Origin of the sequence: Bartonella sp. CL63NXGY (genome assembly GCF_042194905.1) — a bacterium.
GTDB lineage: Bacteria > Pseudomonadota > Alphaproteobacteria > Rhizobiales > Rhizobiaceae > Bartonella.
Genome location: NZ_JBHINK010000008.1, coordinates 1 through 25,270, shown reverse-complemented (window position 1 = coordinate 25,270; position 25,270 = coordinate 1). Strand labels below are relative to the sequence as shown.

Here is a 25,270-nt window from a genome sequence, read left to right as displayed (position 1 = left end):
TTAATTCTGCTTGTTTAATATGAAATCATTTGTGGAACAGTCACCCATCATCGTTGGAGGAGGAATTGCTGGTTTAAGCACTGCTTTAGCACTCGCTCATAAAGGAATTGCAAGCACCATTATCGAAAAGTGTAAGCAACTTGAAACGATAGGCGCTGGTATTCAACTGACACCAAATGCAACATCTATTCTTGCTCGCTGGAAACTTCTTAACAAACTCACTGAAGTCGCGACAATCCCATATTTTCTTGAGTTAAAAGATGGATTATCTTTAAAAATACATCTACGGGCTCATCTTATTAATCTAACAGAAAAATATTGGAAAGCCCCTTATATGACGATTCACCGCGCGGCTTTACAAAAAATTTTATATAATGCAGTGATTGAAAATCCTTTGATCAAATACAAAGCAGGCGAAACGATTGTATCTTCTACCCAATCTGCAACCAACATTAAAATCACGACAATAAAAACAGATACGGCAACAGAACAGCTTCATTCAACGCCCCTCCTGATCGGATGTGATGGCGTTTGGTCAACATTACGGCAACAATCTCCTTTTCATGAAAAAGCAAATTTTAGTGGCTTTATTGCTTGGCGTGCAACAACAACATTTGATAACCTTCCTCAAAACTTTCGTTCTTCATTGCAAAATATGAAGACAATTACGGCTTGGATGGGACCCAAAAATCATCTTGTTGTCTACCCCATTCAATTATCAGAAAAAATTTTTAATTTTGTCGCCATTACGCATGGAGAAAATTCAAAAGAAGGATGGGCCCATAAAGGAAATAAAGAAAAACTCAAATCTCTTTTTAAAGATTGGAATTCAAAAATCTTACAAATTTTCGATCATATTGATGAATGGAGTTATTGGCCACTCTTTCAAATGAAACAAAATCGTTTTATCGGTTTAGAGAGACAAGTATTTGTTGGCGATTGCGCACATGCTACCTTACCTTTTGCAGCACAGGGTGCCGCTATGGCAATCGAAGATGCTGCCACATTAGCAAAAGCACTTTCATTGAAAGATTTTTCATTAACGAAAGCACTTTCGCTTTACGAAACAACACGCACACCCCGTATTGCAGCAGTAAAAAAATGCGGAGATTTCAATAGATTAGCCTATCATGCAACCGGTCCCATAGCAATTGCACGCAATCTCATGATGAAAATTCGTACACCAGAGAGCATTATGTCAGATCTCAATTGGCTTTACATGTATGATGCGATGAATTCTATAAAAAATAATGATAAAAACTTATAAAATCCTTCCGACACTTTAAATATTACGAAAGAACGAGATTTTTTTTAATTTTATGACACTAAAAAAATATCATAATTTACTCAAATAAAAGCAATATTTTTCGAAACCTACAATCCGATTTTAAAAGCTCCATTTTTAGCTCTCCTAAAAGCAAAAACACCACTCAAAATCAGCTCCCATCTTTAATCTTTCTTTAACTCAATTCTACATCAACAACACCCTGAATTAATTTCATAGCATTTGCGACATGTGAATTTACCTTATATCGCTTAGGAAGCGCAATTTCGACTTCTCGCAATCCATCCTCTTGAATTAAAATAAGCCCCACCTCTCCATTCCCCCCAAGATTTAAGTTTTGTTCAATTTGTGGAAGCATATCAACTGTTTTTATAAAGAGACGCATCATTTTATGCTGTTGTAATGATTCATTTTCCAAAGACTGAATTGTTTCAATTCGCAAACTAACTCCTTCAGAACGATTTTCTGCGCTCACCGTAATAATAAAAGATTTTCCGGGTTCTAGCATCTCTTCATAATCCGAGAGTGCCTCAGAAAAGAGAACTGCTTCATATTGTCCACTTGTATCAGAAAAATGAATAATTCCCATTTTTTTACCAGATTTTGTTTTGCGCACGTTTTTTGCCACAACAGTTCCAGCAAGCCGTGCAGCCGTTGCTCCCCCTTTAACGGCATTGGCAAAATTACCCCAAGTCTGAATGCGTTTTTTGTTCAGAATAGCTTGATACTCCTCCAAAGGATGCGCAGAAAAGTAAAAACCTATAGCTTGAAATTCTCGATAAAGTTTCTCAGCCGGCAACCAAGGGGTTGTTTGCGATAAAATCAATGGTTCTTTTAATCCGCCTGCCATTCCAAATATATCAACCTGCCCGCTAGAATTGTCATCGAGAATACGAAGTGCACGCGCATGAAGGGTTCCAAGATTGGCTAATAAAACCTCACGTGCAATGTTAAAACAATCAAAAGCACCAGCACAAACTAAACTTTCCATCGCACGCTTATTAACAATACGAGGATCAACACGCGCACAAAAATCTTCCAAATCCTTAAAAATCTTATTCCCACGACAAGAAACAATATGATCTACAACAGTTTCTCCCACACCTTTAATGGCAGCAAGAGAATAATAAATACAGTTATCACCAACCTCAAAAACACGATGAGATGTTTGTATAGAAGGTGCAATAACTTCAATACCCAACCTTAATGCTTCACGCCGAAAATCATTGAGCTTATCTGTATTCGTCATATCATATGTCATTGAAGCAGCTAAAAACTCAACGGGATAGTTTGCTTTCATATAAGCCGTTTGGTAAGAAACAATTGCATAAGCAGCAGCATGTGATTTATTAAAACCATAATCGGCAAATTTTGCTAAAAGATCAAAGATAATATCAGCTTGATCTTTATCCACGCCACCTGCAACAGCTCCATTGACAAAACGCGTACGCTGTTTTTGCATTTCAGCATGAATTTTTTTCCCCATAGCACGACGTAATAAATCAGCTTCTCCAAGCGAATAACCAGCAAGAACCTGAGCAATCTGCATCACCTGTTCTTGATAAACAATCACACCTTGTGTTTCTTTGATCAGATGATCTATTTTAGGATGAATAGAAGCAATTTCCTCTTCCCCATGTTTGCGTGCATTATAGGTTGGAATATTCTCCATTGGACCTGGACGATAAAGTGCGACCAGCGCAATAATATCTTCAATACGGTCTGGCTTCATTCCAATCAACGCCTTGCGCATACCAGAACTTTCCACCTGAAACACACCAACCGTTTCACCACGTGCCATCATAGCGTAGGTTGCTTCATCATTCAGAGGAATATTTGATAAATCTATTTTAATCCCCTTTCTGGCAACAAAATCGACTGCCATTTTCAAAACAGTAAGCGTTTTTAATCCAAGAAAATCAAATTTTACCAGCCCCGCCTGTTCCACATATTTCATGTTAAATTGTGTAACAGGCATATCAGAACGAGGATCACGATACATCGGGACAAGCTCCCAAAGTGGACGATCTCCGATAACAATCCCAGCAGCATGAGTTGAAGCATGACGATAAAGTCCCTCCAACTGAAGTGCTATATCTAATGCGCGGCCAACAACGGGATCTTTTTTCTTTTCCTCTTCAAATTTAGGTTCATCCTTAATAGCATCAGCCAATTCTACCTGACTTCCTGGCGTGGCAGGAATTAATTTTGTAAGATAATCCACCTGACGATAAGGAACTTCTAAAACACGCCCCACATCACGCAAAACTGCACGCGCCTGTAACTTACCAAAGGTAATAATTTGAGCAACTTGATCACGTCCATATTTTTTTTGAACATATTGAATAACTTCTTCGCGCCGCTCTTGACAAAAGTCGATATCAAAATCTGGCATTGAAACACGATCTGGGTTGAGAAAACGTTCAAAGAGAAGAGAAAACCGTAAGGGATCAACATCAGTAATCGTCAATGCATAAGCAACAAGCGAACCAGCACCAGAACCCCGTCCTGGTCCAACGGGAATATCATGAACCTTTGCCCATTTTATGAAATCTGAAACGATAAGAAAATATCCAGAAAATTGCATACGCGTAATAACTGAAATTTCATAATCAAGCCGCTGTTCATAATCTGCAATCGTATACCCTTCAGCCAACCCTATTGTTTCAAGCCGCATCTTCAAACCAGCTTTAGCCTGATTTAACAACTCACTATCTTCTATTTCTAAAGTAGTTTCTGAATTAGCAGATTGTTCTATAAAACGAGGCAATATCGGTTTTCGAAGAGGCGTGGCAATATGACAACGCAATGCAATTTCAACACTATTTTCCAAAGCTTCTGGAAGATCAGAAAACAGTGTAACCATTTCATCTTGTGGCTTCAAATAATGATCTGGCGTCACACGTTTGCGATCTGGATTAGAGACGATTTGTCCTTCTGAAACAGCCATCAGCGCATCATGGGCTTCATATCCTTCTCTTTTCAGAAAAAAAGCTTCATTTGTTGCAACAAGAGGAATTTCATGCGCATAAGCCAATTCAATAAGATCAGCTTCTACTCTCTGATCATAAGAGCCATGCCGTTGTAACTCCACATAAAGACGATCAGCAAAAGATTTTTTCAAATAAATTAAGCGCTCAACAGCATGTTCTTTTTTCTCTTCTGCCAAAGAAAGATTAATAGGTCCTCCCTTTCCTCCCGTTAAAGCGATTATTCCTTCACTGTGTTCTGACAACCAATCAGCTTTAATATGAGGAGGATCAGTATCACATTTATCAAGATAAGCACGGCTAACAAGACGAACCAAATGAGCATAACCAGTTTTGCTAGCAGCCAAAAGAACAATAGAGCAGAAATCAGAAGAATTACGCCATTTAGCCAAACGTGAATGATCATTTTCATCACGAAAGTCAACAGCAAGCTGACAACCAATAATAGGTTGGACCCCATGAGAAAGACAATGCTGTGAAAATTCCAAAGCACCAAATAAATTATTGGTATCGGTAATAGCAACCGCTGGTGCATGATCTGAAATCGCCTGTTGAATAATTTGGGGGATTTTTAAAGCCCCCTCGAGCAAGGAATAAGCTGAATGCACTCTCAAATGAATAAAGCGAGGAAGAGAATTTTTGTTCTCTTGCATTTTATTTTTTACCACTCTCACAATTTCCCACTACAAAATAAATGCTAAACAGCACCCCTTATAAAAGAAAAAACTTCTGTTTATCATAACTTTAAAGCTATAAATTCATCATCATACATAGGAGAAATATCCCAATTTTATTAATATTTATAAGAGAGTTCTATCAAGAAAATGCTTCTATTCACAGCAAATAAACACCTAAAATAAAAAGAAAAACAATATACCTCATCTAAGCACTTTAATTTTTGACCCTTTAATTGTATTTTTCTTCCTAAAGTTCAATGTGTAAATAAAACAACCTCCTCTTTATGACGTTATCCCCAAAAAGCTCTTCTAAAGGTCTAGAAAAAACAAAAAGGGCAGGTTAAATTTGCTTCATGCCTCCAAGTCTTCTTACCCCTCTTTTTAATTCTATTCGAACTCTTTCTGGTATTACACCTAAAGTCTATGGTTTATTGACCAAACTCTTAGATGTTAATCCTACACAACGCGAAGCAACCCTTATTGACCTTCTTCAATTAATGCCCCATTCCGTTATAGACCGCAGAATGCGTCCCAGCATTGCTTGTGCAAAAGAAGGAGATACTGTTACGCTCGAAATTATCATCGATCAACATCAATCACCACCCCGTGGTCACAACCGAATTCCCTATCGTGTTATTGCCCATGATCACACAGGAAAAATAAATTTAGTTTTTTTTCATGCTCAACCTCTTTGGCTAAAAAAACAACTCCCCGAAGGAAAAAAAGTCATTGTATCAGGAAAAGTTGAATGGTTTAATGGACAGCTTTCAATGGCGCATCCCGACTATATTGCTCCAAGCGAACAATCAAATCAGATACCTCTCATCGAACCTGTCTATCCCTCTACTGCAGGACTAACTGTAAAAATACTAAGACGCGCCATACAAAACGCTCTTGATTTTGTTCCTCTCCTCCCAGAATGGATAGATGAAAATGTAAAAAAGCAGCAAAATTTTTCTTCTTTTTCTGTTGCTTTACGCCGTATCCATGCGCCCATTAACCCCGACGATCTATCCTTAGAAAGTACAGCACGCAAACGTCTTGCCTATGATGAATTGCTTGCTTGTCAATTGGCACTAGGACTCGTGCGTTTGAAAACTAAATCTCTTGTTGGCACTTCTCGACCATCAACAGGAATTTATACTAAAAAATTGCTCAATATCCTCCCCTTTCAACTCACAACCGGACAAAAAAAAGCAGTAGAAGATATCGCAAATGATCTTGCTTCACCAGAACCGATGCTAAGACTACTTCAAGGTGATGTAGGCGCAGGAAAAACTGTTGTTGCATTGATGGCAATGGCACAAATTGCTGAAAATTCAGGACAATCAGCTTTAATGGCACCAACCGAAGTGCTTGCCAGGCAACATTTTGCCACCATCGCTCCTCTTGCCGAAAAGGTCGGATTACAAACAACCCTTTTAACAGGACGAGAAAAAGGGAAGTTGAGGACAAATATCGTGAATGATATTCTGTCAGGTCAAGTTTCTATTGTCATCGGAACCCATGCTCTCATACAAAACAGCGTTACTTATAATAATCTCGCTTTAACCATTATCGATGAACAACACCGTTTTGGTGTCCATCAACGTATCGCTCTTACAGAAAAAGGCAATAAAGCTGATATGCTGGTTATGACCGCCACGCCCATTCCGCGCACACTCGTCTTAACAGCTTTTGGTGATATGGATGTCTCTAAAATTACCGAAAAACCAATGGGACGACAACCCATTACAACAGCAACGCTTTCTTTGAAACGTCTTCATGAGCTTATAGAGAGAATCGCAATTGCATTAGAAAAAGGAGAAAAGCTCTATTGGATTTGTCCTTTAGTAGAAGAATCGACAGCTCTTGATCTCACTTCAATTGAAAACCGCTTTGCATTTCTCCATGAGCGCTTTGGAGCACACGTTGGTATGATCCATGGAAAAATGTCTACAGCAGAAAAAGAAGCCGCTATGGCATCTTTTAAATGTGGAAATACACGTATTTTAGTTGCAACCACCGTCATTGAAGTGGGAGTAGATATTCCAGATGCTTCGATCATTATCATCGAACACGCGGAACATTTTGGCCTTTCACAATTGCACCAATTACGTGGACGTGTAGGACGAGGCGATAAAAAATCTTCCTGCATTTTGCTCTATAAAGATCCACTGACTAAAACAGCAGCAACACGCCTTAATATTATCCGCAATACAGAAGATGGTTTTGAAATTGCTGAAGAAGATTGGCGCCTACGAGGCGAAGGAGAACTTTTAGGTACAAAACAATCCGGAGTCCCTGAATTTCATATAGCAAACCTTGCAGTTCATAGCGATCTTTTGTCAATGGCAAGAAAAGATGCTCGTTTATTTTTACAACGCGATCCTCATCTTTCTTCTGAGCAAGGACAAGCTTTACGGTTGCTCCTTTATCTTTTCGGACACAACGATGCTGCACGCCTCTTACGAGCAGGATAACAAAAGACCCTCTAATAAAAAACTTAAATACCTCTCTGTTCAAATATGGTTTTCTCTCTTAGAATTACCCATAAATGATCTACGCAGTCTCTTAGCATCTTTATGCTTCATGAACGAATAACAAATCAACAGCACTATCTTCTCTCTCAATCTGAATCATTCTTGCATTGAAACAGTAGAAGCAATATTGCGTCTTTTTTACCATTATATTCACATAACTGATCTATTTTTTGACAGGTAAGAAAATATTTTTCGTTTTATCGTAAAGGATTTAGAAAGAAAAAACTTTTCTTCAGTATTCTCGTTCAACAGAGAAAAATGAAAAAATAAGTTTCATTATAAATCAATTTCTTACACTTGATTATTCTCCAAAAGATTCAGAAATATACTTTTATTCAACCGTGACTGATTTTGCTAAATTACGGGGTTGATCAACATCTGTTCCTAATAAAACAGCCGTATGATAAGCGATTAACTGAACAGGGAGTGCATAAATAATAGGAGAAATAAATTCTGGAACATCTGGCAAAGTGATCGTTGATAAAGTCTTAAGACAAGCTACTTCTGCTCCCTTTTTATCGGTTATTAAAATAATACGACCATTACGCGCTACCACTTCTTGCATATTAGAAAAAGTTTTTTCAAACCACCGATCATAAGGTGCAACAACAATAACGGGTATTGTCTCATCCACCAGAGCAATTGGTCCATGCTTTAATTCACCTGCCGCATAACCTTCAGCATGAATATAAGAAAGCTCTTTCAGTTTAAGGGCTCCCTCCAAAGCAATCGGATAAGAAGTTCCACGTCCTAGATAAAGAACACTTTTTGCATTTACCAAATCACGACAAATACATTCAATTTTTCTCTCTAGTTTTAAGACCTCATTTAAAATACGTGGAACTTCTGCCAACTGTTGAACCAGTTTCTTTTCCATTTGAGCCGAGAGATAGCCACGTTGTTTAGCAGCACTAAGTGCTAGTGAAGCAAGCGTTGCCAATTGACAGGTAAAAGCTTTTGTTGAAGCAACACCTATTTCCGGTCCGGCAAGTGTTGGGAGAATAAAATCAGCCTCCCTTGCCATTGTTGATTGCTCTACATTCACAATTGTTGCTGTTTTTACACCCCGCTCACGACAATAACGCAAAGAAGCCAATGTATCAGCTGTCTCACCAGATTGAGAAACAAACAGCGATAACACATCAGACGTTATAGGAGGTTCACGATAACGAAACTCCGAAGCAACATCATTATCAACACTTAAAGCGGCAAATTTCTCAAACCAATAGCGCGCAACTAAGGTTGAATAATACGCCGTTCCACAACTCGCAAAAAGGAGACGATGAATATTTTTCCAATCAATCAAATTCTCAAGGGGTCGAACGACATAATTTCCAAGATCAAGATAATGCGCCAAATTATGAGAAATCACTTCAGGTTGTTCAAACATTTCCTTGTGCATAAAATGACGATGATTACCCTTAGAAATCAATAAAGCCCCTTCAAGTAATGTCGTCACAGGACGTTTTACCGGTTGGTTATTAGCATCATAAATTGTAACACCCTCCCGTGTGAGAACAGCCCAATCCCCATCTTCCATATAGCTAATATAATCAACGAATGGTGCCAAAGCAATCGCATCTGACCCCACAAAAAATTCATCTTTTCCATAACCAATTGCCAGAGGTGGACCAGAACAAGCCGCAATCATAAGGTTATCTTCACCTTCGAAAATAAGAGCAATAGCAAAAGCCCCCTGCAGCCTTTTCCAACTGGTGCGTATGGCTTCTTGCGGAGAAAGACCATCTTTTAATGCACGCGTTATTAAATGTGCAATAACTTCCGTATCCGTCTCTGTTTCAAAGATACAACCATCCTCTATGAGTTCCTTTTGCAGTTCTACAAAGTTTTCAATAATACCATTATGAACAATCGCAAGCTTTTCAGTCACATGGGGATGCGCATTGCGTTCAACAGCAATTCCATGCGTAGCCCAACGGGTATGACCAATCCCTAAATTTCCCTCCAGAGGTGTTTTTTTTAATTTTTCTTCTAAATGAACAAGCTTCCCCTCAGCACGTACACGATAAAGATGCCCATTATGGACCGTTGCCACCCCAGATGAATCATACCCTCTATATTCAAGACGTTTTAACCCCTCAACCAAAGAGGACGAAACACACCTCTTTCCAAGAATTCCAATAATTCCACACATTAAAAAGCTCCAACCCACATCTTAAGATTTAAATCTTATAAAACAATCCAACAGCCTTTATTTAAAACTATAAATAATAAAAATAATTCAAACATGGAGTACGGCAATCTTTAAGAATAAACCTCCCATCCATCATTAGATTAACACGAAACAAAAGAATAAGCTGAAAATAATCATTTTTTCTGTTTATTTTCTAACAAGCGCTCTCGAAATTTTGTCGCATAGCCCTCTTTTATAACCTGTCGTGCACGCCCAAAAGCCATACTGTTCATAGGAATATTTTCAGTAATAACACTTCCTGAAGCAACATAAGAGCCATCCCCTATTATCAATGGGGAAACAAGTGCCGTATTAGACCCAACAAAAGCATGATCACCAATCACGGTTTTATATTTGTTAAATCCATCATAATTGCAAGTAATTGTACCGGCTCCAATATTGGTATATGCACCAATTTCAGCATCACCAATATAACTTAAATGATTGATTTTAGAAGATTCTCCTACCTTAGCTTGTTTGACTTCACAAAAATTTCCAATCTTTACGGACTTCGCCAACTCTGTTCCAGGACGCAAACGTGCATAGGGACCAATCTGTGCATCTCTACCAACCACAGCACCTTCGAGATAACTAAATGCATGAATAACCGCACCAGATTGTACTTTTACGCTTAACCCAAAATAAACATTTGGTTCTATCACCACTCCTGGTTCAATTTCTGTATCATAAGAAAAATAGAGTGTTTCTGGCTTTAAGAGTGTAACACCCGATAACATTAAATCGCGCGCTTTACGTTTTTGCCACAAAGAATCAGCCTCAGAAAGCTCAAGACCATTGTTAATTCCTACAATATCTTCAAAAGGAACTTCAACAACACGCACATCTAATCCTTTGCGTGTTGCAAGAGAAGCAATATCTGTTAAGTAATATTCTTTTTTCACATTGTTATTACCAACTTTCTCTAAAAGAGAAAGTGCATGTTTTCCACGCATAGCGAGTATTCCACCGTTACAAAAAGAAATCTTTTTTTCTTCATCGCTAGCGTCTTTTTCTTCTAAAATTGCAATTAATTGACCATTTTTCTCGAGAAGACGCCCATAACCTGTTGGATTTTTGGTATGAAAACCTGCAAAAACAACATCTGCTCCATCAGCAAGCTGTGCACGCATTTGGTGCAATGAATCTTGCTGAATGAGAGGAGTATCCCCAAAAACAATGAGAACATCATCCACTTCCTTTTGCAAAGCTGAATGAGCAGACAAAACAGCATGAGCTGTTCCTAAACGCTCTTTTTGTTCAAAAATCATTACATCTTTTACAAATGACTGAACAACGTGCGTAACCTCCTTAGCACCAAATCCCACAACAACTGCTAATTGTGAAGAGCCTGCCAATTCTATTTGTTTTAGAACATGGCATATAAGAGGCAATCCAGCAATTTTATGAAGTACCTTAGGCAGAGACGATTTCATGCGCGTCCCCTCACCTGCGGCAAGAACAATAGAAAGACAACTTCTAACCATAAAAACACATAAGACTAACGAGAAAATCCAAAAAAATTCATAATATTGTGCCAACGAATATCTTCAATATAACCCAACGAAGGATAATGTTCTAAAAGCCAAAATGAAAGATCCTGCATAGAACCTGTTAAAAACAAAATCCCTGTAAGAATAAGAAAAACACCAATAATTTTTTCAACTTTTCCTAAATGAATACGAAAAGCTCCTAAAAATCGCATAAAACTGCTCGAAAATAAAGCTGCTAACATAAAAGGAATAGCAAGACCTAATGCATAAACCGCTAAGAGAACAGCTCCCTCTCCCACAGTTTCTTTTGTTCCAGCAAGCGTTATAATAGGACCTAAAATAGGGCCAATACACGGTGTCCAACCAAAAGCAAAAGCTAAACCGATAATATACGCGCCTAAAGGACCAGCAGGTGTTTTTTTGGTCTGAAAACGCGCTTCACGAAATAAAAAAGCGATTTTGAAAATCCCCAAAAAATTTAAACCAAAAATAATAATGACAATTCCAGCAGCAAGAGCAAACCAATCACGATAATAACCGATGAATTTCCCAATTGTGCTAGCACTGGCACCTAAAGCAACAAAAACAGTCGTAAACCCAAGAACAAAAGCAATAACAGAAGACAGTAAAGCCCACCGTATAAAGACTTTCTCATCAGGCTTTTCTGAACGAAAATCATCAATACCAACCCCTGCCATATAGCACAAATAAGGAGGAACTAATGGCAAAACGCATGGTGACAAAAAAGAGAGTGCCCCAGCAAAAAACACACCAACTGTTGAAATTTCAATCAAAATTCATACCCCGTCTTTCATCATAGCTTACCCCCATGAACAACAATCAATCCACATCTTCATCAATTTGTTGCATATTTTGTTCATTCGCCACCACACTTATATCTTCATCATGACCAGAAACGACTGAAAAAACTTTCTGATAGATTTTATCTTTATTTTTAGCAATTGCAATATACTCTCCCTCCGCTAACACGAGTGAAACATACGCACCAACTGTTTCATAAACGATATCACCAGAATCATTGGCAAGAGACCAACTTGTATCTGCAAGCGCTTCCCCTCCTTCTTGCCGTACCAGTTTTAAGACAATCTGAGCGGCCTGATGTTCAAGAGTAACTTCTGTTATTTTACCAGCATCCACTTGAATATCCGAACGAGCCGTCGCATTAATGGAACCATAATGGGAAGCAACATGGTAGCGGCCAGCTTTTAAACGCACAACTGATTGGGGTTTAACATTTGATATAATCACTCCCGTATCATCATTTTCTTTTTCATCCTCATAAATGGTAAAACGGAGTTCCTTTTCATTCATTACGCCATTGAGCAGTGTTGCATTTAAAATGACACCACCAGCCTCAAGATTAAAGTTTTTTACAAGACTCTGCCCATTTTCTAAACGAATATGGCGCACAGCACTCATATGACCAAATGAGACATGAACAAGATAACTTCCTGGTTCGAGATCAAAACGTGCACTTCCCCCCTTATAGGTTGCCACTAATGGTAATTTATTATCAATCCCTAGAATAGGGGCATAAACCCGCCAGACAAGCCCTTTTTCAATATCCGGATGACTATTTGTTAATCGAGCATTCAAAATGAGTTGTGTTTGAGATGCTAAATTTTCGTTTTCCTGCTCTTGAGTCTTTACAATAAAACTCCTTGATTGTCCCTGCTGCTGATCTTGCCCTTCTCCTGCTTCAGAAAAAGCACAGTGGCTCCAAGTCAATAAAGCAAGCACCACGCACAACCATATACATCGGTGCACTATTTTTATAAGAATACCCATTTTTGCATTGTTGACCAACATGATCTTTTTTTCAAGAAACAATATCACACAGCCATCATTTTAAATTGAGAAACTTACACCACAACCACATGATGAAACAGCATTGGGATTGTGGATTTGAAAAGACTGCCCCATAAGATCATCAACAAAATCAATCTCAGCTCCTTCCATGAAAGGAAGTGATAGTAAATCAATAAACACAACTGCCCCGTCTTTTTTGAGAACGAGGTCATCTTCACACATTTCAGAAACCAAGTCATATTTATAAGAAAAACCAGAACACCCACCACCTTCAACAGAAATACGTAATGCTATTTTATCGGGTTCACGCAAAAGTATCTGTGCAATTTTTTTAGCAGCAACATCTGAAATTTTCACATTCATTTTATATATCCTTGCATTAAACCATCAAGAAAGAGTATCCCACACTCAAAGATCAGTTTATTTGTCATAAACCACTCTCGATTTTAAGATGATAATGGGCAGCTTGCAATGGATATAGGCAATATCAACTTCAATTACCAATCTCGAGCAGTGTACAGTGCTCATCCACAAACAAGCCGTGGTCGGTTATACCATGAAACGATGAGCACCACACGCTCACCTTTTCAACGAGATAGAGATCGTATTATCCATTCTAATGCATTTCGACGTCTTAAACATAAAACGCAAGTGTTTATTGCTGATGAAAGCGATCATTACCGTACTCGCCTAACCCATTCCATAGAGGTTTCTCAAATTGCAAGAACATTAGCCCGTGCCCTGTGTCTTGATGAAGACCTTGCCGAAGCCATTGCCCTTGTTCACGACTTTGGACACACACCCTTTGGCCATGCTGGAGAAGATGCTCTTAATGAAGCCATGGTACATTATGGCGGCTTTGATCATAATGCACAAGCATTACGCATTGTAACAAAACTAGAACAGCGCTATGCAAATTTTGATGGACTTAACCTTACATGGGAAACCCTCGAAGGACTTGTAAAGCACAATGGCCCCCTTTTAGGTCCCCACGCGCAGAATAAGGAGGTTCCTATCGATATTTTACAATACAATGCAAAGCAAGACCTTGCACTCGATTGTTTTGCAGGACTAGAAGCGCAATGTGCTGCTATTGCAGATGATATCGCATATAATGCGCATGATATTGATGATGGTCTACGTTCGCAATTTTTAACACTCGATCAATTTGAACATGTTTCACTAACAGCAGCAATATTAAAAGATATAACAGATGAGCATCCCCATCTCGACCAAACGCGTCGCGGTTACACACTTGTACGAAGACAAATAACAACCATGGTTGAAGATGTTATCAAACAGTCACAAAAAAATTTAGCACGCATCAAACCAACAAGCATAAACGATATTCACCAAGCAAAACAAACTATTGTCACCTTTTCACCAACAATGACCGTTTATGAAAAAGAACTAAAAAACTTTTTATTTAAAAATCTTTACTATCATGAACAAGTTCTTAGTCGTCGCAATGCAGCAAAATGCATTGTACAAAAATTATTCAATTGTTATTATGAAAATCCAAATACAATGCCTGAAAGTTGGCAGAGCAAAACAGTGCACTTAAAAAATCAAGAGTTAGCACGTTTGATTGCTGACTTTCTTTCAGGCATGACAGATCACTACGCTCTACGTGAATATCACCGTTTATTTGACCATACAGATAATTTCGTTTAATGGCTTTTGGCATCATCATGGAAGCTAAATATGAATATCTTTAAAAACTTCGAAAAAAAAATTAAGAGATCAATTGAATTATCTGATCTAAAAGGAAAAAATGGAGAAGATCTAGATTTATCAAAAATCACTGTTGATCCTCCACGTGATTCCTCCCATGGTCATTTATCAACCAATGCTGCTATGGTGCTTGCAAAATCTATTGGAATCAATCCACGTGCACTTGCAGATAAAATCATAGAACTTCTTAAAAATGATCCCTCTATCGAAAATATAGATGTTGCCGGTCCTGGTTTTATAAACATAAAGCTTACAAAATTATTTTGGCAAGATGCTATAAAATCCATGCTTGAATTAGGCACTTCTTATGGTCGTATTCCAATGGGACAAGGAAAACGCATCAATGTTGAATATGTCTCAGCAAATCCGACAGGACCAATGCATGTAGGACACTGCCGCGGAGCGGTTGTTGGGGATGTTCTCTCCAATTTGCTGCAATTTACGGGCTATAACATTACAAAAGAATATTATATCAATGATGCTGGTCAACAAATCGAAGTCCTCGCCCATTCTGTACTATTGCGCTATCGTGAGGCTCTTGGGCAAAAAATTAATGAAATTCCAGAAGGACTCTATCCTGGAGAATACTTGATACCATTGGGTCAATCGCTTGCTCAAGAGTTTGGTGACCAACTCCTCACGATGGATAAAGATGAAGCCTTATCTCTTGTGAAAGAACGTGCAATTCATGCAATGATGTCCATGATTCGCGAAGATTTGGCTGCTCTTAATATTTATCATGATATCTTTTTCTCTGAGCGAATGCTTTATGCTGATAATGCACGCGCCATTCGTAACACCATCAACGACCTCACTTTAAATGGTTATATCTACAAAGGAAAACTCCCCCCTCCCAAGGGACAAAATACAGAAGACTGGGAACCAAGCGAACAAACTTTGTTCCGTTCAACAAATGTCGGTGATGACCAAGACCGTGTTTTAGTCAAATCTGACGGTTCTTACACTTATTTTGCTGCTGATGTTGCTTATTTTCGGGATAAATTTAATCGTCATTTTGATGAAATGATTTATATTCTAGGCGCAGACCATGCTGGCTATGTAAAGCGGCTGGAGGCAATGGCAAAAGCAATTTCTGGGGATAAGGCTAAATTAAGTGTCTTCTTGTGTCAATTGGTAAAACTTTTTCGCAACGGTCATCCTGTACGCATGTCAAAAAGAGCAGGATCTTTTGTCACTCTACGGGATGTTGTCGAAGAGGTTGGGCGTGATCCTGTGCGTTTTATGATGCTATACCGTAAGTGTGAAGCACCTCTTGATTTTGATTTTGCAAAAGTAACAGAACAATCAAAAGATAACCCCATCTTTTACGTACAATATGCAAGTGCACGTTGTCACTCAGTCTTTCGTCAAGCACAAGAAGCGCTTCATATTAAAAGCTTTTCAAATGATACATTGATTGCCCATCTTCATCGATTAACAGATGACCATGAAATATTGTTAATACGCAAACTTTCTGAATATCCACGTATCATTGAACAGGCCGTAGTTCATAAGGAACCGCATCGATTAGCGTTTTATCTTTATGACCTTGCCTCCAGCTTTCACACCCATTGGAATAAAGGGAGTGAAAATCTCAATTTACGCTTTATTCAACCTGATGATAAAGAGTTATCCTTTGCAAGATTAGGATTGATACAAGCTGTTATCAATATTTTATCATCAGGGCTTACCATCATAGGAGTCGAAGCACCCATAGAAATGCGTTGAAAAAGTTCTATAAATACATACAATAGGTACTCTATTGATAAACTTTTTCATGTATCATTGCATGAGAGGGGGAAAATTTATAATTTTAATATAACAAATCAAAATCAACCATTGATTGCACGTAAGTGCAAACCACCATGTGAGAAAAGCTATGAGCGATAACGATCGCAAAAATCTACACGAAACAAAACACGATCATGAACACCATGATCCTTTAGAAAGGCTTACGCGCATTTTTAATCCGCACAAACAAAGCGGAAACCAAAATGAGCAATCTTCTTTAAAAACAGATCGATCAACATCTCACCCCGAAATATCATCCCATGATGATGATTTTGATTTGTCCTTTCTAGAAGAGGAACTTGAAAATAATTTAGCACATGACTTACCGTTTGATGATCAAAAAAAACAATGGGACTTGTATGCAACCAGCAACGCAACAGCCTCAAATATTGCACAAGCTGCTTCTTTCAACCATTCAAAACAAAATAATTTATCTGAAGAGAAATATTCTTCACCTAGCAGTCATGATGAAGAACAAATTTTAGATGAGCTTTCTCCATTACCAATCCCAAAGAATCAATCACATCAACAGAAAACAACAGCAACCAGTGCTGATCCTTTTCTTGAAAAAAGTAATCTTATGTCACAATCAGAATCAGAAAATTTCTTTTTTGATAAATCTGAAAGGCACGAAAATAAGAGAGAGATGCCAGAAGATGTTGAACAAACCAATCGTTTTTCACAAATAAATTCACAACAACCTGAGACTACGAATATACAAAAAACTTATGATGACAATCCAAACCTCTATGACACTCCTATAAACCATCCCTATAAAATTTCAGCTGATCAAGAAAATTGGATTAAAAAAGATTATCCTGATGCCTCCTCTTCTACAGAGGAAAATGAGTTTTTCTCATCTTCTAATCTTGTGTCAGAAAGACAAAACACTGCAAGAAATCAAACAACAAGTACCTTCTCCTCACCTTTAGATTCTCCACCAGTTGATAGACAATCTTATTTAAAGGGGGCTTCACAAGAAGATCATACAACCAATTATCCCCATTTTTTTGAAGCCCCCCCTTCACAACAAGAAACTTATAGCGAAAAAGTTCCGATATATGATGAGGCTCGAGCCCAATACATCAATAATGCCGAAGGTGCCTCTAACCCAAATAGAGAAATTTCATATAATGAAAATAATTTAGATGAGTTTCTTTCCTCATCACCCTCTTTAAATACAAAACAAACGGAGGGCTTTTTTGCCCATAACTATACGCACAGAGATACTCCCCCTCCCAATGTTGATACTTATAAATTTTCAGAGGAAATCGTAGAAAAAACTGGTCCTATTATGGTTCCAGAAGTCCCGTATGAAGCGCCAGAATATGATGTGCCAACTAATGGTGGTTTAGAAGAAGAATTTGCTGATGTACTCAATGTAGGAAATGTTCCAACAGATAATTTTTCTCAAAAACAACAGAAGAATGAAGTTTTTAGTGAAGTTTTTCATCAGTCTATGCAAAATTCAAAAGAAGGTGTTTATATAAACTCTAAAGAACAAAATTCCGACTATTCTTCTTCTGCCAATATGGAATATAATTTCCCCTCTTTTAGCGAGAATTCATCATACACAAGCTCAGATGAGGTTCCCACGCATCCATCAGCTCCTCCTCCCTTAAAAAGTTTTATTTTTGGTAAAACTTTCATTAAAGGTTTTTTTATACTTATTTTAATAGGAATTGGATTTGCAGGTTATTCTCACTTTTTTATGCCATCACAAAAAAATGAAGAAACGGTCATTATCCACGCTGATAATACGCCTTTTAAATTCAAACCAGAAACAACTGAAACGAAAAATGATGTTGCACATAATTTAGATATCTATAAACAAACAACTGAACAAAATGAGAAACAAGAAAATACACAACAATTTCTTATTGATAACTCTGAACAACCTGAAAATTTAAAAGAATTAAACCCTGAAGAATCTTCAAACGTTTCCTCATCGTCTTTAAATGAATCTGATGTTGAAGATGCAGTCACAGAAGCCATAAACCATACTATTCCAATGCGAGAAGTACAAACTGTTATTGTCAATCAAGATGGTACAGTTACACTAGCCCCCGCGCATCAAACAAACAGCAAAACTGCTGCTCAATCTGAAGAAAGCATTGATCAAGCTTCTAATGAACTTCAAGATTCGTCCCTTGTTTCGTCGCATGATTCTGATATAAACGACCAAGAAAGAGATCATGATCTCAAAAATAATATTGATAAAATAATTGCAGAAAATAATTCTAGCTCAAATATTGAAGAAAAATTTATCCCTATTCCTTCTCATGCAGAAAGAAATACACAAGTTGAAACACCAGCCGCATCTCGCTCCACATCACCAAACAGAGTCGCAGCACAAAATTCAGAAAGTTATTACGTACAACTTGCATCTCAACCAACGCATGAGCTCGCTAGAAATTCTTTAAAAAATATGAAATCTAAATTTGGATTCCTTATCGGCGCCCGTTCTTTAAATATTCAATCCGCTTTTATACCAGGAAAAGGTACTTATTACCGTGTTCGGATTCAAGCGCAAGACCGTAATGAAGCCATAATCCTTTGTGAATCCATTAAAAGTTCTGGTGGAAGCTGCTTCATCACACGCTAAACCAAACATGCAACGGTTGTTAAAACCGTTGCATGATTTATTTTCATACCATTTAATTACTTATCAAAAACTTCAGAAATTAAAATCGTTCCAATCTTTTTATGTCTTTGTGCTGACTTTATTCCTTAATCTACGTCGATTTTCGCCCTATCTAAAAGATTATATTTATGAAAAAATCACTCCGTACCCTTATAGGTATAAGGTACAGGAGGAAGTGAATTTAAATCTTTTTTTGGCGTTGTTACACTTTGGCTTGTTTCTGGAGTATTATAACGCGAACTATGTTCAGGAGATTTTGCAAAAAAAGATCCTAAAAAACCAAAAATAAACCAGATAATAACCATCGCAAGAAGAATAGCAAAAATACCCTTAGCGATTGAAACACGTTGTTCACGACCTTTTCTTTCTGCGGCCATACGTTCTTCATATGTGTGATAATTTTTATCAATCATAGTGGATTCCTTTTCTCAATTCCCTTACCTTTAAATTTCTAGAAAATATGCATATATGAAATTATTCAGATACTTATTATGAGAAAACGATAATTATAGACAAAAGTTCCAGCTTACTTCATAAAGTTGAGAAAAAGAGGCGAGGATAGAATTAAAATATCTACCCTACCCTAGCCTTTGAATTCTATAATAAACCCCTTTTTATTCTATAATAAAACATTGACACAAAGGTTTTGTTAATAATAGAGTTATAATCAAAATATTTCATTATTTTTATTAATAAAAATGAAACATACTCAAAAGGTTTTTTATGAAATCTCCCATATCATCGCTTCCCTTTAAAATAGAAAAGCACCCATCTCCTCTGTCAGAAGAAAAATATGAAGAAATTTTAAAAAGTCCCGGTTTTGGTCAATTTTTTACAGACCACATGTGTACTATTCAATGGACTGAAGACAAAGGCTGGCACAATGCTATCATCTCTCAATACAAAGCTTTAGAAATTAACCCTGCAAGTACCGTTTTACATTACGGACAGGAAATTTTTGAGGGTTTAAAAGCATATCGTGCAAAAGATGGGCGCATCTTGCTCTTCCGTCCTGATGCCAATGCACAACGCTTTATAGAATCAGCGAGGCGTTTAGCTATGCCAGAATTGCCAAAAGATATTTTTCTGGATGCCGTTCATCAATTAGTAAAGATTGATCAAAAATGGGTTTCTGATCAGCCCAACGCTAGCCTCTATATCCGTCCATTTATGTTTGGCAATGAAAACTTTTTGGGAGTCCGCCCTTCTCAAGAATATCTTTTTTGTATCATAGCCTCTCCAGTTGAATCCTATTTCAAAGGAGAAGAAAAATCTGTCAGCGTCTGGATTGAAACAGATTATAGTCGTGCCGGTCCAAGAGGAACAGGGGCTGCCAAATGTGGTGGAAACTATGCAGCAAGCTTACTTGCACAAAAAAGTGCAACTGAAAACAATTGTAGCCAAGTACTCTTTCTTGATATGATTGAACATAAATGGATTGAAGAACTTGGTGGTATGAATGTCTGCTTTATTATGGACAATAATACACTTGTAACCCCCCCACTTAATGGAACTATCCTTCCAGGAATAACACGTCATTCACTCTTAGAGTTGGCAAAACAAATGGGATTAAAAATAGAAGAGCGTCCTTATTCTTTTGCAGCGCTTCAAGAAGATGCAAAGAGTGGACACCTTAAAGAATCCTTTGCTTGTGGTACAGCTGCCGTTGTCACATCAATTGGTCGTTTTAGATATAAAGGAGGAGAATTTATTATTGGAAATGAAACAGTTGGAGAAGTCACAAAGCAGCTTCGTACACAATTGGTTGGCATTCAAAAAGGGAACATAGAAGATAAAAATGGCTGGGTGCATTCTGTGCAACTCTCATAATATTAAGGGTATTCCCATATCTATAAACGCTTCCATGAAAGTAGCTTCATGGGAGCGTATTTCCTAAAAAAACTCCTTTTATTTTTAGTGACAAAAAAAGAAAACATTAATCAAATTTTGAATGATCTCTATGCTGTGCTTTAATATTACGAACTGTACCCGTATGGGCGCGCATTACGAGAGTTTCCGTTTGAATGTAGTGAGGTGTAAATTTAACACCAGAAAGCATATTACCATCTGTCACCCCTGTTGCTGAAAACAAAACATCACCCTTTGCCATTTCTTCCATTGTATAAACCTTATTGGGATCACTAATCCCCATTTTAGCTGCACGAGCAATTTTCTCTTCTGTATCAAGCAGCAAACGACCTTGCATCTGTCCTCCAATGCAGCGCAAAGCAGCAGAAGCTAAAACACCTTCAGGTGCTCCACCAATCCCCATATAGATATCAATACCTGTTTCTTCTGGATCAGTTGTATCAATAACAGCAGCCACATCTCCATCCCCAATCAAGCGAATCGACGCCCCTGTCGCTCGTACTTCATCAACCAATTTTTCATGACGAGGTCTATCCATAATACAAACAACAATCTGATTAACAGCCACTCCTTTAGCCTTCGCAAGAGCATGTATATTATCGGTAGGAGAAGCATCTATATCGACTATTCCCTTTGGATAACCAGGACCAATAGCAATTTTGTTCATATAAACATCAGGAGCGTAAAGGAGATTACCCTTTTCAGCAATTGCAACTACTGCCAAAGAATTAGCAATATTTTTAGCACAAAGTGTTGTACCCTCTAGTGGATCAAGTGCAATATCGATCGCCAATCCACTTTGAAGACCCACTTTTTCTCCAATATAAAGCATAGGCGCTTCATCCCGCTCACCTTCACCAATCACCACTGTACCATCAATAGGCAATCGATTAAGTTCTTGCCGCATTGCATCTACAGCAGCCTGATCCGCTGCCTTTTCATCGCCACGTCCGCGCCAGCGTGCAGCAGCAACAGCAGCACGTTCAGTAACACGTACCAATTCAAGCGTCAAAATACGATCAAGTCCATTTAAAATCTTCTGAGTTGTGGGCATATGAAAAAATCCTACCGAATGAATACCAGAAAAATATGAGTCCTTATTAAATACTAAGAATAAAGTTTTTTGGCAAAGATGAAAATTTTTCACAAGAGATAAAAGAACTCAAGCGTGCGTTTTTATTATCAAGAAAGTTATCAATTCTTTGCCATAGGTTCAATACGAATAAATTGAGATTTTGCAACAAGATGTCCATCTTTTTCAATTTCTGCAAGTGCCTGTCGTACATTCACCTCTGTTGTTTCATGCGTAATTAAAATAATTGTTTTTTCAATTTGATCTTCTACAAAAGATCTTTGAACAATCGACTCCAATGAGATGTGATTATCAGCCATATGCCTTGCGACCGCGGCAAAAACACCAGTACGATCATGAACATTTAAACGAATAAAATAACCACCTGCATGATGCGAAATACGTGCTTTTTTATGAGGAGCAAGTTCTAATGCCGGGCGTCTTAAAACAGGTGCATACTGAAAACCAGAACGAGCTTTTGCTATATCAGCCAAATCACCAATAACGGCTGATGCTGTTGCCTTTCCTCCAGCGCCAGGACCAGAAAACAGTAATTCACCTAATAAATCACTTTGAATAGAAAGAGCATTGGTTACACCATTTATCTGTGCAATCATTGAGGATGCTGGTACCATTGTTGGATGAACGCGTTGCTCTATTCCAGAATCCGTTTTTAATGCAACCCCTAAAAGCTTAATCCGATACCCCAATTCATCAGCTGCTCGAATATCAATTTGCGAAATATTATGAATTCCTTCAACATAAACATCATCTAACGAAATAGCTGTTCCAAATGCCAAGCTTGTCAACAAAGCTAATTTATGAGCAGTATCATTTCCCTCAATATCAAAAGTTGGATCTGCTTCAGCATACCCAAGTCTCTGTGCATCTGCTAAACAATCTTTAAATGAAAGACCTTCCGTAAACATGCGTGTTAATATATAATTACAGGTTCCATTGAGAATACCATAAATTCGCGATATGCGATTACTAACAAGTGATTCTCTCATCGCTTTGATGACAGGAATCCCCCCTGCAACAGCTGCTTCAAAATGAAGAAAAACACCTTTTTTTTCTGCAATTATAGCCAGCTCTACTCCATGTCGAGCAAGAAGAGCTTTATTGGCTGTTACAACATGATGTCCCGCCTCAAGCGCTCTCTTAACAGCGGTATACACCACATCCAATTCACCACCAATTAACTCTACAAAAACATCAATCTCATCAGAAGCAGCCAACTCCACAGGTGAATCAAACCATTTTATATCACTGAGATCAAGTCCACGATTGCGGCCTTTATCGCGCGCACTAACAGCAACAACTTTGATGAATCGCCCACATTGACAAGCTAAACTATTCGCTTTTTCACATAGAGCTCGAACAACTGAAGTACCAACCGTACCAAGTCCCGCAACACCAACTTTTAAAGCTTCTGCCATTATTAACCACTGATCCCTATCTTCATTGAAAAATCGTTTAAATGATGTGCCAATCAACACAAAGAATATTTACATCCATAAGAACAAAAGAAATACCCCGCTCTATTCACTTCATTTTTTCCAATAGAATTATCCCCGCTTGTTCAATCAACATTCCTAAAAATATAATATTTATTGTCTTCAAAGATTTCAGAATCTTTATAAAATATTTAATTCAGAATGAAAATCTGTAAAACTGATAAATGCAAGTTTCCATAAAGAAAAGTTCTAAAAAATAATCAATAACAAGTTAAAGAATATTGAAGACTGAGTAAGAAAGAATAAAACATCTCTTCTAAATCAACAAGTATGGAACAAAAAACATTCTTTTATATGATAAATTAAGAGAATGGATAAAATAAAGTAGATCAGTACATAATAACACATTTCTTCCTACCATTCCATAGCTTTAAATATAAATCTTTAATGCAAAATCTTAACGCACTCATATATCAAAATAGAACCTTACATTAAAGTAAAAAACAAAACTTAATATGCGCACACCATAATTCTGAAATATTATAAATATAGAGAATAAAGTTTCAAAATTTGAATATTTTATCTCAACTTATTGCCACCTCTTTAAAAAACTAGCGAATTGAAATGAAAAAAAACTCAATCTACCCTTTATCCACGCTAATTCATTTTCAAATCAAGAACCTTCTCAATATATAAAAGAGCAAATGAAGGGTTTTTAATCTTAAATTTCTTACAGACATGTAAAAGTAAATATAAAAAATATTTTTAATATATTCTATAAAAATTGATTTAATATTTTCATTTTTATTATACAGATATCTATTTATATTTTGTTAAATTGTAAGTAATCTATGGATTATTCATAAAAAAACTTTTGTATGATTGGTATTATTTGTTTATTTGGTAATAAATATTGTATTTCTACTTTATAAATTATATAGTTTTTGCTTTATGATAAGCTCAAATGAGAAATCTTCCGTATAAAGGCTCTTTCAAGCAAGTTAAATAATATTCTCATGTGACAACAAAGATAACAAACGATAAAATATGTAAAAAATAAATACATTTAAAATGCTGTTTTGATCATTTTTGCCTACTTTTCAAACTGAAAATAAATGCAAATATCATTTGCTGAGATGATACCCACATCAAAACTTTCTATCAATGATGATAACTTTACATTTTTTCTACAAAAAATCTTAGAAAATAAGATGATTCAAACAAGAGTTTCTCAAAAATTATTCAATAAAACACACTTTTTTCAAAAAAAATGACACAGAGGGCTTGCGAAGTAAAAAGATCCTCTCTATAAGCCTCATCATTGGTTTGCGCCCATCGTCTAGCGGTTAGGACATCGCCCTTTCACGGCGGAAACAGGGGTTCGATTCCCCTTGGGCGTACCATGTTTCTTTTTACTGTACACAGTCTATTGATTTTATATATCTTTTTTAAAGTACGGGATACGTAAATAAAAGTTAGGGAATAGGATTTTGCAACACGTCTCTCTAATTATTGCGAATCAAGAGTTCTTTTCGGGGTGGTTTTTTAGCAAAACCAGAGGTCCAAAGGGTCTCTAATTCTAAGATGTTCTAACTTTTTGTTAACCATCTTTTAAGATGTGAGAAGCTATTCTCTATAGCGTCCACAAAACGGGAAAAATCTATTACAAACATAAAGACAATGAAGGCTATCAATTTCATGATGCGTGACATCAT

15 protein-coding genes and 1 tRNA gene are annotated in these 25,270 nt (G+C 37.2%); 7 read left to right on the top strand and 9 right to left on the bottom strand.

From position 1 onward, the window contains the following. The first annotated feature begins 19 nt into the window (after positions 1–19). Entirely contained in the window at positions 20–1,267 is a 1,248-nt protein-coding gene (locus tag ACFIK0_RS05480) for an FAD-binding protein (RefSeq protein ID WP_375663628.1), read from the top strand. Between the two features lie 193 nt (positions 1,268–1,460). Here ACFIK0_RS05480 and dnaE read toward each other — a convergent pair whose 3' ends face one another. Continuing rightward, complete coding sequence (dnaE, locus tag ACFIK0_RS05475) at positions 1,461–4,928, bottom strand: DNA polymerase III subunit alpha (RefSeq protein WP_375663640.1); 3,468 nt, start codon at positions 4,926–4,928, stop codon at positions 1,461–1,463. Positions 4,929–5,305: 377 nt separating this feature from the next. On the opposite strand from dnaE, the gene recG reads away from it, so the two are divergent. Then, entirely contained in the window at positions 5,306–7,414 is a 2,109-nt protein-coding gene (gene recG, locus ACFIK0_RS05470) for an ATP-dependent DNA helicase RecG (protein WP_375663627.1), read from the top strand. A 391-nt stretch (positions 7,415–7,805) separates the two neighbouring features. On the opposite strand, the gene glmS is transcribed toward recG, so the two are convergent. From glmS to ACFIK0_RS05445, 5 genes are all read right to left on the bottom strand, one after another. Beyond that, positions 7,806–9,629: a glutamine--fructose-6-phosphate transaminase (isomerizing) gene (gene glmS, locus ACFIK0_RS05465; protein WP_375663626.1), complete on the bottom strand. Its 1,824-nt coding sequence runs from the start codon at positions 9,627–9,629 to the stop codon at positions 7,806–7,808. A 173-nt stretch (positions 9,630–9,802) separates the two neighbouring features. After that, positions 9,803–11,152, bottom strand: a complete 1,350-nt coding sequence (gene glmU / locus ACFIK0_RS05460) for a bifunctional UDP-N-acetylglucosamine diphosphorylase/glucosamine-1-phosphate N-acetyltransferase GlmU (protein WP_375660032.1) — start codon at positions 11,150–11,152, stop codon at positions 9,803–9,805. Between the two features lie 14 nt (positions 11,153–11,166). Further along, positions 11,167–11,955 (bottom strand): cytochrome c biogenesis CcdA family protein, encoded by a 789-nt coding sequence (locus ACFIK0_RS05455; RefSeq protein ID WP_375660616.1) that lies wholly within the window; start codon positions 11,953–11,955, stop codon positions 11,167–11,169. Between the two features lie 43 nt (positions 11,956–11,998). Beyond that, positions 11,999–12,988, bottom strand: a complete 990-nt coding sequence (locus ACFIK0_RS05450) for a carboxypeptidase regulatory-like domain-containing protein (RefSeq protein ID WP_375631277.1) — start codon at positions 12,986–12,988, stop codon at positions 11,999–12,001. A gap of 39 nt (positions 12,989–13,027) precedes the next feature. Continuing rightward, the gene (locus tag ACFIK0_RS05445; RefSeq protein WP_273791197.1) at positions 13,028–13,351 is read right to left on the bottom strand and encodes an iron-sulfur cluster assembly accessory protein; all 324 of its coding nucleotides are present in this window, start codon (positions 13,349–13,351) and stop codon (positions 13,028–13,030) included. Positions 13,352–13,459: 108 nt separating this feature from the next. Here ACFIK0_RS05445 and ACFIK0_RS05440 point away from each other — a divergent pair, with 108 nt between their 5' ends. From ACFIK0_RS05440 to ACFIK0_RS05430, 3 genes are all read left to right on the top strand, one after another. Next, positions 13,460–14,662, top strand: coding sequence for a deoxyguanosinetriphosphate triphosphohydrolase (locus tag ACFIK0_RS05440; protein ID WP_375663625.1), 1,203 nt, complete (start codon positions 13,460–13,462; stop codon positions 14,660–14,662). A gap of 30 nt (positions 14,663–14,692) precedes the next feature. Further along, a complete protein-coding gene (gene argS, locus ACFIK0_RS05435) occupies positions 14,693–16,450 on the top strand; it encodes an arginine--tRNA ligase (protein WP_273791199.1) in 1,758 nt (585 codons plus the stop codon). 151 nt (positions 16,451–16,601) lie between these two features. After that, positions 16,602–19,118 carry an SPOR domain-containing protein gene (locus tag ACFIK0_RS05430; protein WP_375663624.1) on the top strand — a complete coding sequence of 839 codons (2,517 nt, stop codon included), beginning with the start codon at positions 16,602–16,604 and terminating at the stop codon, positions 19,116–19,118. 176 nt (positions 19,119–19,294) lie between these two features. On the opposite strand, the gene ACFIK0_RS05425 is transcribed toward ACFIK0_RS05430, so the two are convergent. Then, positions 19,295–19,570 carry a hypothetical protein gene (locus tag ACFIK0_RS05425; RefSeq protein ID WP_273791201.1) on the bottom strand — a complete coding sequence of 92 codons (276 nt, stop codon included), beginning with the start codon at positions 19,568–19,570 and terminating at the stop codon, positions 19,295–19,297. A 310-nt stretch (positions 19,571–19,880) separates the two neighbouring features. Here ACFIK0_RS05425 and ACFIK0_RS05420 point away from each other — a divergent pair, with 310 nt between their 5' ends. Further along, on the top strand, positions 19,881–20,987 hold the full coding sequence (locus tag ACFIK0_RS05420; RefSeq protein WP_375637461.1) for a branched-chain amino acid aminotransferase: 1,107 nt from the start codon (positions 19,881–19,883) through the stop codon (positions 20,985–20,987). 106 nt (positions 20,988–21,093) lie between these two features. Here ACFIK0_RS05420 and glpX read toward each other — a convergent pair whose 3' ends face one another. Beyond that, a complete protein-coding gene (glpX, locus tag ACFIK0_RS05415; RefSeq protein ID WP_273791203.1) occupies positions 21,094–22,080 on the bottom strand; it encodes a class II fructose-bisphosphatase in 987 nt (328 codons plus the stop codon). Positions 22,081–22,220: 140 nt separating this feature from the next. Next, on the bottom strand, positions 22,221–23,537 hold the full coding sequence (locus ACFIK0_RS05410) for a homoserine dehydrogenase (protein ID WP_273791204.1): 1,317 nt from the start codon (positions 23,535–23,537) through the stop codon (positions 22,221–22,223). Positions 23,538–24,883: 1,346 nt separating this feature from the next. On the opposite strand from ACFIK0_RS05410, the gene ACFIK0_RS05405 reads away from it, so the two are divergent. Then, positions 24,884–24,958, top strand: a tRNA-Glu gene (locus ACFIK0_RS05405). Positions 24,959–25,270 lie beyond the last annotated feature (312 nt).